Consider the following 12,681-nt stretch of genomic DNA (forward strand, 5'->3'; position numbering starts at 1 on the left):
ATCAATAAACATTGTAACAAAATATGGTTGATTAAACAAATAATTCATTAGTTAGGAGTGTTAAAATGGATAAATTCGAAGTGGTATCACCAGAAAATATAGAAATTGAATATTCAAGAGCTGGGCTTGGATCTAGAGCAGCAGCGGTTATGATAGATTATTTGATTCAGTGGACAGTGCAACTTATACTTTTATTAAGTGTATTTTTCTTTGTATTTAAGGCTGATACATCAAATTTAGAAGAAAATTTCGGGTGGGCAATAGGGATATTTCTAGTGGTTTTTTGGGGAATTAACTATTTATATTTTATCATACTTGAAGGGATAATGAATGGATCTACACCAGGTAAAAGAGTTTTGAAGTTAAGAACAATAAGAAACAATGGTATGCCAATAACTCTTAAACATTCACTGGTAAGAAATCTTTTTAGAGTTATTATTGATAATTATTTTGTAGGTGTTATAATGATGTTCTTTAGAAAAGATAAGAAGAGATTAGGAGATATAATATCCTCAACTGTTGTAGTGGGGGAAGGGGAAGAAATCTTAGTCTATAATAAAAATTTAGGTGAAAATCTATCTCTAGAGAATAATATATTTATTACTGAAGAGGAAAAAGAAATAATTAGAGATTATTTTAATAGAAAAGAATCTTTGGGAGAAAATAGTGATAAGGTACTAAATGATTTAATGACTTATTTCAAGAAGCATTATCAATTTCCAGAAGAAAATTATTCTTTTGAAGAAGCATTAAAAAAATTACTATAGGCATAGGAAAAAAATAGAAAGTCAAAGATGTAACAAAAAGATTAGTGTACTGACTAAGTAGTTTTTTGAATATGTAATAATTAAGCTTGACACTTAACTAGTCCTATGATAGAATTCAATTAAAATTAAATAGTACCTTCAGGGCAGGGTGTAATTCCCTACCGGCGGTAAAGTCATGTGACTAAGCCCGCGAGCTGGCAACAGCTGATCTGGTGTAATTCCAGAGCCGACAGTATAGTCTGGATGAGAGAAGGAAGTATATTAGAATAATGTTTATTACTATTCTGATAATATATTTTTGTGTATATACAACCCTGGTGTTTTTACTCCAGGGTTTTTTATGTTTAAACTAATGTATAGATTAAGTTTAAATACACTTCAATGTTACAGCTAGAGGCTGTACAATTCTCTTATTCCGTCCTGAAAAATATATTCTTTTACAGGAGGGCAATATGAATACCCAATTTATGAAAAGAGCAATAGAACTAAGCAAAAAAGGATATGGACATGTTAACCCTAACCCTATAGTAGGAAGCGTTATTGTGAAAGATGGAAAGATTGTTGGAGAAGGATACCATGAGAAGTATGGAGAGAACCATGCTGAAAGAAATGCTATAAAAAATGCTAAGGGAAATTTAAATGGTGAATCTCTAAAAGGTACAACTATGTATGTTACTTTAGAGCCATGTTGTCATTATGGGAAGACTCCCCCGTGTACTGATGCTATTATACAAAATGGTATAAGTGAGGTTTATGTGGGATGTGTAGATCCAAATGAAAAAGTAAGTGGAAATGGTGTGGAGATACTAAGAAAAAATGGAGTTAAGGTCCATGTAGGTATGTTGGAAGATGAGATAAGAAAATCAAATGAAATATTTTTAAGATACATAAAGGAGAGAGAAGTCTTTGTGATAATGAAGAGCGGATCTTCTCTTGACGGTAAAATAAGCACATGTACTGGCGAATCAAAGTGGATTACTTCTGAAGAATCGAGGCGTCATGCTCATTCAATTAGAAATAGGGTTATGGCAATTATGGTGGGAGTTAATACTGTTATTGAAGATGACCCATCATTGAATGTAAGAGATATATCAGAAAATCCAAATGATCCTATAAAGGTGATAGTAGATACCAATGGGAGAACACCATTTGATTGTAAGCTCCTAAAAAATAGTGGAGATAAGGTGATTTTAGGAGTAGGAGAGAGTATTGAAATAGAGAAAATTGAGAAATATAAAGAGATAGGAGTCACAGTTATTAAAACCCCATTGTATAAAGGCAAAGTTGATTTGAAGTTTCTAATTAAAAGGTTAGGTGAGATGGGGATAGATAGCTTACTTATAGAAGGTGGAGGAAATATTCACTTCTCTGCATTTGAACAGGGTATAGTGAATAAAGTAATGATGTATTTTGCTCCTAAGATAATCGGAGGTTCAAACTCAAAAACTTCTGTTGAGGGGAATGGATTTGAAAAATTATTAGAAACTACAGAAATTGAAGATATGAGCATAGTGAAATTAGGAACCGATTTTTTAATCGATGGATATGTAAAGAAATAAGGCGTATGTAGCTTAAGGCAGGTGATAGGATGTTTACAGGAATAATTGAGGAAGTTGGTACCATTAAAAATATAACAAGTGGCGGAGATAAAAGATCGTTTACTATGGAATGTAAAGAAGTTTTGAATGGAGTTCGTAAAGGTGACAGTATAGCTGTCAACGGAGTGTGTTTAACAGTTAATTCATTTGGAGATAAGCATTTTGTTGCAGATGTTATGAATGAAACAGTTAAGGCTTCAACATTCAAATGGTGTAAAGAAGGTGACTCAGTAAACCTTGAGAGAGCGTTGCGTATGGGAGATAGACTAGGTGGTCACATAATAACGGGACATATAGATTGTGTTGGTCAAGTGCAGAGAAAATATCGAGATGGAAACGCTGTTAAGTACGAAATAGAATTTCCTATTGAATACATGAATAGGGTTGTTAATAAAGGTTCTATAGGGGTGGACGGTATCAGTTTAACTATTATGGAAATAAAAAATAATACATTCACTATATCTATAATTCCAACAACTAGTGAGGATACAATAATATCTAAAAAAGATAGTGGAGATGCGGTAAATCTGGAATTTGATATAATCGGAAAATATGTTCAGAGAATTGAAGTCAATCAAAAGAAGAGCAATATAGATATGTCTTTTCTTGAAAAAAACGGATTTATGTAGAGGAGGAAGATTATAATGTTTAACAGAATTGAAGAAGCTATCGAAGATATTAGAAATGGAAAAATGATTATAGTTGTTGATGATGAGGATAGAGAGAATGAAGGGGATCTAGTTATGGCTGGTGAACTTGTAACACCAGAACAAATTAATTTTATGATTAAACAAGGTGGAGGATTAATTTGCACACCTATTACCGAGGAAATTGCAGAAAAGGCAGAGCTTCAACCTATGGTTTATGATAATAGCGACCCTAAGCAAACTGCTTTTACAGTTTCAATAGATAGTGTAAAGGCTACAACAGGTATATCAGCTTCTGAAAGAAGTATGACAATTAAGGATTTATGTGAAGAATCATTGAATGAACAATCTTTTACTAGACCAGGGCATATATTCCCACTGATAGGAAAAAAAGGTGGGGTATTAAAGAGAGCTGGACACACTGAGGCTTCAATAGATTTATGTAGACTAGCAGGTTTAAAGGAAGTAGGAGTAATCTGTGAAATAATAGGTGAAGATGGAGAGATGAGAAGAAGAGATGATCTTATCTCATTTGGAAAAGAGCATGATATTAAAATAATTACAATTGAAGATTTAATAAAATATAGAAGAAATAATGAATGTCTAGTTGAACGTGTTGCAGAAGCAAAGATGCCAACAAAACACGGGGAGTTTAAAATGATAGGGTTTATCAACAAAATAAACGGTGAACACCATGTTGCTTTAGTAAAAGGTGAAATTGATGAAAATGAGAGCACTATTGTGAGAGTCCATTCAGAGTGTTTAACAGGAGATGCCTTCGGATCATTGAGATGTGATTGTGGCGATCAATTGGATAATGCTTTAGATATGATTAATAGAGAAGGAAAAGGTGTTCTACTTTACTTAAGACAAGAGGGAAGAGGTATAGGACTAATAAATAAAATTAAAGCTTACGAGCTTCAAGACCAAGGACAGGATACTGTTGAAGCAAATATTAATTTAGGTTTTGATGAGGATCTAAGAGAATATGGAATAGGGGCTCAAATATTGAGTGAATTAGGATTAAGAAAAATAAAGCTTCTTACAAACAATCCTAAAAAGATAAGTGGGTTAAATGCATTTGGATTAGAAATTACTGAAAGAGTGTCAATAGAGATTGAGCATACCTGTGAAAATTTTAGATACCTATCAACAAAGAAAGAAAAAATGGGGCATATGTTAGATAAGATAAATAACAAATAACAGAGAACAAAGAACATATATTGAAGATATTCTTCATGCTTATGAATATCTTTCAGTCGTGGATTGAAAAAACAGAATATATAGAAATACAAAAAAACATAAAACATATTTTAAGGAGTGTTCTAGGATGAAAATAATAGGTGGAAAGTTAATAGCAGAAGGAATGAAGGTTGCAATCGTCGCATCAAGATTTAATGAGTTCATAGTAGGTAAATTAATTGAGGGAGCAAATGATACACTTGTAAGACATGGTTGTAATGATGATGATATTGACTTAGTTTGGGTTCCAGGAGCATATGAAATTCCATTAATAGCAAAGAAACTTGCAGCTACTGGTAAATATGATAATGTAATATGTTTAGGAGCAGTTATTAGAGGGGCTACAACACATTATGATTATGTTTGCAGTGAGGTATCTAAAGGGGTAGCAACAGTATCACTTGACAGTGGAATCCCTGTTATGTTTGGGGTATTAACAACTGAAAATATTGAACAAGCGATCGAAAGAGCAGGAACAAAAGCAGGAAATAAAGGTGCAGATGTAGCTATGGCTGCAATAGAAATGACTAATTTAATTAAAGAAATATAATAATATTTTTAGAAACTGGGATAAAAGTACTGACTTTGGTCCCAGTTTTATTTTTTGTTTAATTAATGAAGAAGTTATTTCTCTTAATGGAAAATCATTTATCAATTTGGGATATTTATAACTTATGATTTTAATTTTCTAATTTTGATAAATTATGGTGTATATGATATATTAGTTATTGTGACGTTCGAAAAAATTAATAATATGGGGTGAAAAAATGATTGTAAATATGAAACCTTTAAAAACCATATTGATGGAAACCAATAACCCCTTGGAAGATATAAAATGTGTTTCTAACACAAAGAGAAACCCTTCCTCCAAAAGTAGTTTGAAAAAATCAGTTATTTTTTGCAGATATATAGGTATGAAGGATACTGAAATTGATTATCTTAATAAATTGAAAAACATAGACAAGTATTTGGAATCAATTGAAGGTAATTATTTAAAATTTACAAATGGGTTAGGAAAAGATTTTGATATTAACGAAATAGAAAATATGAAGTTGGTTATGGATAACTATATTAACTTTGAAAATCAAAAGCAAGTCAGTCCATCTGCATTATTCAAATTAAATATTGGTTATGAAATAAATAATGAGTGCTTAGAATGGACAAAAAAACTAGCATTTAAAGAAATATTGAAATTATATGATGCAAACAATAAGAATTCAAACAAAACCATAAGAAAAAATTTTGGCGTGAAAATGTTGTTATGGATGAATAAATATCTAAAACAACTATTTGGGAATAATTCACATTTGGATGCAATCCATAAAATACTATTTTACGGAGACATTAAAAAACATGAATTGTATTTTCTAATGCTCTTGTCTAAATTAGGGTGTGATATACTCTATATAAATCCTAAAGAGGATATAGAGTATCAATTTCCAGAAGTAATAGATTATTCAAATGTAATAAAGTATAAGAAAATGCATGATGTAGAAATACAGTTTCCTAGGGTTGCCATAAACTCAGAAAGACCATTAATACATTCAAAAAAAACACTAAGTCAAACAGTAGAAACTAAAGAAATAGAGAAAGATTTTCATAAAGATTGTGAAAAAAGTTATGAAGAACTTGCTACATTAGCAAAGTCAGTTGTAATGATAAATGTATATGGTGAAAATAGAAAATTTATAGGGGGAGGATCTGGAGTAGTCATAAGTGACAATGGATTTATTATAACTAATTTTCATGTGGTAAATAAAGGTTTATTCTTTGGTGTGGTTTTCGAAAACGACAACAATGAGTATATGACATACAATATTGTTAAATATCATCCAGACTATGATTTAGCTTTAATAAAAGTTGATAATACCACAAAACCCGTTATATTGAATGAAAAACATTTAGTTAGGGGACAGAAGGTTATAGCAATTGGTAGCCCTTTAGGATTGTTTAATACAATTTCAGATGGAATTGTATCAGGTTTTAGAGAATTTGATAGAGTAAAAACTGTTCAAATCACAGCACCTATCTCTCCAGGAAGTTCAGGAGGTGCATTATTTGATATGTATGGTAAGTTAGTAGGAATAACAACATCTGGGTTTGATGCGCAAAATATAAATTTGGCAGTACCAGCTCAATGTGTAAACCAATTTGCTGGAAATATATTTAAAAAGACATAGAACACAATAAGCCATTGTCAATATAAAAATATTATAGTGGTAAGGGGATAAAAACTGATGGTACAAAATTTCAAGTATTGTTGTATAACAATCAATAATATTGGTGGTGGAGAAGACTTTCAAGTCATTCCATCACTTTCTTTTATTCTGGAAAGTAGAACTCTGACTTAATGATTATAATGCTGATATGAATCTTATGGTAATAAATGGTGTATAAGGAGTTTTAGTGAATGGAAACAAAATTCCTTATAGTTTTTTCTGAAAAGTATAATCAAGAATAGATTCTACATAGTATACTGATGAAGAGACAATTTTTCCATAGAATTTGCCATCTTTTCATATTATGGTATAATTATTGTTTGAAAATAAACCATTAATTATAATATAATTATGAAGGGGCATTATAATATATAAAGAACAAATAAGGAATAAAAATAACCTGATTTACTCTATGTTCTTTGATAGCAGATAGTTGAAGTGTCTGTTTTTTATTGAAATTTATTTGGAAGGGGAGAACTTTCTTAACTAAATAATTACGTAATATTATATGGAGTATATAATACTTTATTAAAAAAAAATTAACACATTGCGCTAATATGATATGTTATACTAGAATAACTAATTATTGAGAAGTTACTTTATAACAATTATTATTAGTTATGAATTAAATATAATATTTACTCGGAGATGATGATGATATGGAGTTATGTTCAATATGTAATAAGAATTTAGCAGTTGTTTATATTAATAAATTTGAAAATGGAAAGAGTGTTATGAAGGGAGTATGCATGGATTGTGCAAAGTCAATGGGACTTCCTGTTATGGATAAAATGATGAAGCAACTTGGAATGACAGAAGAAGAATTTTCTATGGTTAATGATCAGATGAAAAATATGCTTGAAAACATGGATGTAAATGAGATTAATGAACAAATGCAGTCAATGATGAAGAATGTTGATATGAATGAATTAAAAGATAGTTTAAAAGATAGTAAAATATCGGCAGATTTCTTAAGTGGAATGTTCCCTAATATGTCAGTTAATGAAGATGATAATGAAGATGATTTAGAGGACATGGCAAATTTAAGTGAAGAAGATAGAAGTAGTGTTGAAGATGTTAAATCACAAGATGGAAACAAAAAAGGAAAGAAGAAGAAATCATGGATTGGTCCTAGAAAGAAACATCTAGATAAATACGGAATAAATCTTACTATGAAAGCTATGGATGGAAAAGTTGACAGAATAATAGGAAGAAACAGAGAAATCGATAGAGTGGTTCAAATCTTAAACAGAAGAAGTAAGAATAATCCAATTTTGATTGGTGAACCTGGAGTAGGTAAAACAGCAATCGCAGAAGGATTAGCTGTGAGAATTGTAGAGAAGCAAGTTCCAGAGAAACTTTTAAACAGTGAAGTATATTTATTAGATATGACTGCTGTTGTAGCAGGAACACAATTCAGAGGACAATTCGAAAGCAGGATGAAAAATATTATTGATGAGGTTAAGTCTTGTGGAAATGTTATTCTTGTAATAGATGAGGTTCATAACATAATGGGAGCTGGAGAAGTTCAAGGAGGCGCAATGAATGCAGCCAACATATTAAAACCTTCTTTAGCTAGAGGAGAAATACAACTAATAGGAGCTACAACTACGGAGGAGTACAGAAAGCATATTGAGAAGGATTCAGCACTTGAGAGAAGATTCCAACCAGTACTTGTGGAAGAACCTTCTGTTGAGGAGAGCATAGAGATTCTTAAAGGAATTAAAGATTACTATGAGAATTATCATAAGGTAAGTATCTCAGATGAAGTTATAAAGAGTGCAGTGGATCTATCAAAGAGATATATAACTGATAGAAAGCTTCCAGATAAGGCCATCGATGTAATTGATGAAGCTGGTTCAAGAGCAAACCTAAAGAATAAGGGGCTTGTTGAGATTGAGGCTCTTAAACAAGAGTATGATACGTTAAAAGAGAAAAGAGCTAAGTCAGAAGAAGAGAAGGAATTTGAAAAATCAGCTGAATACAAGGTGCAGATATGCAGAATAGAAGAAAAAATTAAGAAGTTAGCTGAAACTTGTTATGATGTTGAAATTACAATTGAGGATATTGCATATGTTATTGAGGCTTGGACAAAGATACCTGTAAATAGAATTACAGAGGAAGAAGCACAAAAACTATTGAGTCTTGAAGATAGACTTCATAAAAGAGTTGTGGGACAGAATAAGGCAATAAGCAGTATATCAAAATCAATTAGAAGAAATAGATCTGGTTTTAGAAAGAAAAAGAAACCATCTTCGTTTATATTTGTTGGTCCAACTGGAGTTGGTAAGACAGAGGTTGTAAAATCTTTGGCATTTGAGTTGTTTGGATCGGATGATGCTATGATAAGACTTGATATGTCAGAGTATATGGAGAAACATACAGCATCAAAGTTGATTGGTGCTCCTCCAGGATATGTTGGGTATGATCAAGGTGGATTTTTAACTGAGAAGGTAAGAAGAAAGCCATATTCAGTTATACTTTTAGATGAGATTGAGAAAGCACACCCAGATGTTTTCAATATGCTTCTTCAAATTCTTGAGGATGGAAGATTAACAGATAATCAAGGAAGGACTACTTTCTTTGAAAACTGTATAATCGTAATGACATCTAATGCAGGAAGTAATATGAAAACAGCAAACATTGGATTCTCTCACAGCGAGTATGATAAATTAGAGAGTAAAGCACAAAATGCTCTTAAACAGATATTCAGACCAGAGTTCCTTAATAGAATCGATGAGACAATTGTATTTACATCATTGAATAAAGAAGAACTAAAAGATATCATAGAGCTTATGATTAAAGAAGTTAAAGATGAAGCTAAAGATAATGATATAAGAATTGATGTTACAGAGGATGTTAAAGACTTCATACTTGAAAAAGGATATGATGAGAAGTATGGAGCTAGACCTCTTAGAAGATGTATCGAGAGAAATATTGAGGACGCTATCGCTGAGGAATATTTAAAAGGTAATGTTAAGAGCGGTGATAATATCAAGCTAGAAATGAAAGATGAAAAAGTAAAGATAGTTAAATAAATTTGAAGCAGTGATCTTAAAAAGATCGCTGTTTTTTAGTTCAGGGGAATTATGGAGTTTCAACAATTTCTTAAAAAAGAGAGATATAAGGGTAAATTTATAATTAAACTAAGAAACCAAATAATGAAAAATAAAAAAATGAAATAACATTGTAAACTCATAAATAAAGAAAGGTTGACAATAATGGAGGAATCGTGTAATCTAAGATTAAAAGTTTCGTATATAATTATGAAAGGTTGAGGTGGCGCTTTCTATGAAGAAATTTATCAAGGAATTAAGAGATAAAATTTTAGATGGATATGTTATAAATGAAGAGGAAGCTTTTAAAATTATAAATATTGAAGAGAATGATGAGGATACAATTGAGGTTTTACTTCAATGTTCAAATGATATTAGAAAAAAATTTGCTGGGAACAAAGCGGACCTTTGCTCAATAATGAATGGTAAATCTGGTAGATGTTCAGAGGATTGTAAATACTGTGCGCAATCAGCACACTATAATACCAATGTTTGTGAATATGCACTAATAAATTATGAAGATGTTTTGGAAAGAGCTAAAGAGGTTCAAGCACAAGGAATACATAGATTTTCACTTGTTACTAGTGGAAGAGGAATTGAAAGTGATGAAGAACTCGAGTCTTTAGTTAAAATATACTCAGGACTTAAGAGAGATACTAATCTTAAGTTATGCGCATCTCACGGGATTATAGACTATGATCAGGCAATGAGATTGAAAGAGGCTGGAATATCCATGTATCATCATAATGTTGAGACAAGTGAGAGATACTATGGAGAGATATGTACAACCCATACATATGAGGATAGAGTAAGCACTATCAATTCTATAAAAGAAGCAGGACTTGATCTATGTTGTGGGGGAATACTTGGACTTGGAGAGAAAAGGGAAGATAGAGTTAAGATGGCATTTGAGATCAGAGAATTAGGTGTAAAATCAGTACCTCTTAACATTCTCAATCCTATTAAAGGTACTCCATTAGGAGATAATCTAGTACTATCACCTAATGAGATACTAAAGACCATGGCGCTTTTTAGATTTGTAATTCCAGATTCATATATAAGATATGCTGGTGGAAGAATGACACTGGGTGATAAACAACATAAAGGATTTTTAGGAGGAGTTAACGCTGCTCTTACTGGAAATTATCTTACTACAGTAGGAAGCAATGTAGATAATGATAAAGATATGATAACTTGCTCAGGATTGGAGATTTAAAAGAAATATCCCTGATTATTGATTATATAAAAAAAGGCCGCTGGCCTTTTTTTATATAATGAAATCAATACATTGTGGTTTTAATTTATATACGACGTCTTTTCTCTCAACTATGACTTGTAATTTATTTTTGATTCGTTCGTTTTCAATAATTTTATTAAGTAATTCTTTTGTAGGATTTATAGCAACGGGATATCCAACTGATTTAAACATAGTGTAGTCACCTGTGGTATCACCATAAGCGTAACTTTGGGAAAGATCAATATCATATTTCTGTACGAAGAAATCTATAGCATTTTGTTTATTAACACTATCCCACATAGGCTTTATATCACCAGTATAAACATCTTGTTCATTAAGTATATAGTTAGACCCAATATAATCATCGAAGTTATATTTCGTTGCCATCTCTTTAACAAGTTCTTGCGGGCTACCTGAGATAGTTATGATAACATGGCCTTGGTCTTTGTGCCACTTTATCTTATCTCGTGTATAAGTGTAAACTTTATCACCTTTTTGTTTTATTATTAGCTTTGCTATATGATCTATCTGGGATCTGTGAAGACCGATTATAGCTTCAGCATAAATTTCTGCCATCTTTATAAGATAATGATCGTAGTTTCCAATTCTCTTTTCCCATTTTGTATAGTGAGGGCGTACTTCTTTATACCATCGTTCAGATTCAATTATTTCACTTCTTATTAGTTTTTTAAATAATTCCGTTATTAATCCTTCTCTATATAGCGTACCATCAATATCGAAAAACGCCGCGATCTTCTTTTGCATGTTATCATCTCCTTTTAATGATCAATATCAACCATTGAGATTAAATAATCTTAAGTATAGAGTTTCCATAAATTAATCTCTGTATTAATAAAATATTTTACTATATATTTTGTTATATTTCAATGGCTATATATTATCATAATATTTAATTGAAATTAAAACGTGAAGAAGTAAATTAAAGAGGTATGTAAAAAGCTTGAGAAAAATGCACATTTTCGGCACTATTTTCTCAAGCTTATATTTTAAAATATTTTAGTCATCATAGTTATCCATGAATGATATTTTTTCTCCACCTGTCTTGTATCCAAGAACAGCATCAAGATTAACATTAGTTGCTGATTTAAATATTGATTTATCAACGTCATTGAATGTTTTCTTCAGTTCTGCTATAAGATCCTTCATTTCTTTTCTTTTACTTGAAGTCTTTTCAGCTGCTACTATACATCCACAGTTCATTGTAAATAAACCATTATTCTGAGTAAATCGCTTGATATTATCTTCTTCAATATAATAAAGTGGTCTTATAAGTTCCATATCATTAAAGTTTGTAGATTTTAATTTAGGCATCATTGTTTTGAAGTTTCCTGAATAAAGGACATTTAACATAGTAGTTTCAATAACATCGTTAAAATGATGCCCAAGAGCCATCTTGTTACAACCAAGCTCTTCTGCTTTTGCATATAATGCGCCTCTTCTCATTCTAGCACACATATAGCAAGGGTAATCTTTGGCTATAGTATCAACAATATTAAAAATATCAGCTTTGAATATAGTTACAGGAATATCTAAATATTCGCAGTTGCTAATTAATAATTCTCTGTTACTTTCGTTGAAGCCAGGATCCATAGCTATAAATTCAAGTTCGAAATTAACTTGCCCATGTCTTCTTAATTCCTGAAAACATTTTGCTAAAAGAAGACTATCCTTACCACCTGATACGGTAACAGCAATCTTATCTCCATCTTGAATCATGTCATAATCTTTAATGGCTTTAATGAATTTTGTCCATATTTCTTTTCTATATTTTTTAATCAGGCTTCTTTCAATCTCTTTCAATGGTTTTCTTTCGCTAAAAGGGATCAGTACTTCACATCCGCTCCCCGCTAAATTACTCATATTATCACCTCTCCAAGTTTATATTATAACAATA

Annotated in this window: 10 protein-coding genes and 1 riboswitch; of the genes, 8 read left to right on the forward strand and 2 right to left on the reverse strand. The window is 31.2% G+C overall.

All coding sequences use genetic code 11. From position 1 onward, the window contains the following. Window positions 1-65 precede the first annotated feature (65 nt). The 8 genes from KDK92_RS13070 to bioB all read left to right on the forward strand — a co-directional run bounded on the left by KDK92_RS13070 (window position 66) and on the right by bioB (window position 10,745). The gene (locus tag KDK92_RS13070) at window positions 66-767 is read left to right on the forward strand and encodes an RDD family protein (RefSeq protein ID WP_250859751.1); all 702 of its coding nucleotides are present in this window, start codon (window positions 66-68) and stop codon (window positions 765-767) included. A 130-nt stretch (window positions 768-897) separates the two neighbouring features. Next, a riboswitch (FMN riboswitch) is annotated at window positions 898-1,026 on the forward strand. A gap of 193 nt (window positions 1,027-1,219) precedes the next feature. Beyond that, a complete protein-coding gene (gene ribD / locus KDK92_RS13075) occupies window positions 1,220-2,326 on the forward strand; it encodes a bifunctional diaminohydroxyphosphoribosylaminopyrimidine deaminase/5-amino-6-(5-phosphoribosylamino)uracil reductase RibD (RefSeq protein ID WP_250859752.1) in 1,107 nt (368 codons plus the stop codon). Between the two features lie 29 nt (window positions 2,327-2,355). Next, a complete protein-coding gene (locus KDK92_RS13080) occupies window positions 2,356-2,994 on the forward strand; it encodes a riboflavin synthase (protein WP_250859753.1) in 639 nt (212 codons plus the stop codon). A 15-nt stretch (window positions 2,995-3,009) separates the two neighbouring features. After that, window positions 3,010-4,215, forward strand: coding sequence for a bifunctional 3,4-dihydroxy-2-butanone-4-phosphate synthase/GTP cyclohydrolase II (locus KDK92_RS13085; RefSeq protein WP_250859754.1), 1,206 nt, complete (start codon window positions 3,010-3,012; stop codon window positions 4,213-4,215). 127 nt (window positions 4,216-4,342) lie between these two features. Then, window positions 4,343-4,804, forward strand: coding sequence for a 6,7-dimethyl-8-ribityllumazine synthase (ribH, locus tag KDK92_RS13090; RefSeq protein ID WP_250859755.1), 462 nt, complete (start codon window positions 4,343-4,345; stop codon window positions 4,802-4,804). A 217-nt stretch (window positions 4,805-5,021) separates the two neighbouring features. Continuing rightward, window positions 5,022-6,434 carry a serine protease gene (locus KDK92_RS13095; RefSeq protein ID WP_250859756.1) on the forward strand — a complete coding sequence of 471 codons (1,413 nt, stop codon included), beginning with the start codon at window positions 5,022-5,024 and terminating at the stop codon, window positions 6,432-6,434. A gap of 698 nt (window positions 6,435-7,132) precedes the next feature. Then, a complete protein-coding gene (locus tag KDK92_RS13100) occupies window positions 7,133-9,511 on the forward strand; it encodes an ATP-dependent Clp protease ATP-binding subunit (protein WP_250859757.1) in 2,379 nt (792 codons plus the stop codon). A gap of 253 nt (window positions 9,512-9,764) precedes the next feature. Further along, window positions 9,765-10,745, forward strand: coding sequence for a biotin synthase BioB (gene bioB / locus KDK92_RS13105; RefSeq protein WP_250859758.1), 981 nt, complete (start codon window positions 9,765-9,767; stop codon window positions 10,743-10,745). Between the two features lie 51 nt (window positions 10,746-10,796). Here the strand turns inward: bioB and KDK92_RS13110 are convergent, their stop codons facing one another. Together KDK92_RS13110 and KDK92_RS13115 are read right to left on the reverse strand one after the other, a co-directional pair. Continuing rightward, complete coding sequence (locus KDK92_RS13110; RefSeq protein ID WP_250859759.1) at window positions 10,797-11,531, reverse strand: HAD-IB family hydrolase; 735 nt, start codon at window positions 11,529-11,531, stop codon at window positions 10,797-10,799. Window positions 11,532-11,783: 252 nt separating this feature from the next. Further along, a complete protein-coding gene (locus KDK92_RS13115; RefSeq protein WP_250859760.1) occupies window positions 11,784-12,647 on the reverse strand; it encodes a tRNA 2-thiocytidine biosynthesis TtcA family protein in 864 nt (287 codons plus the stop codon). Window positions 12,648-12,681: the final 34 nt, after the last annotated feature.

This window comes from Oceanirhabdus seepicola (assembly GCF_023684385.1).
GTDB lineage: Bacteria > Bacillota > Clostridia > Clostridiales > Clostridiaceae > Oceanirhabdus > Oceanirhabdus seepicola.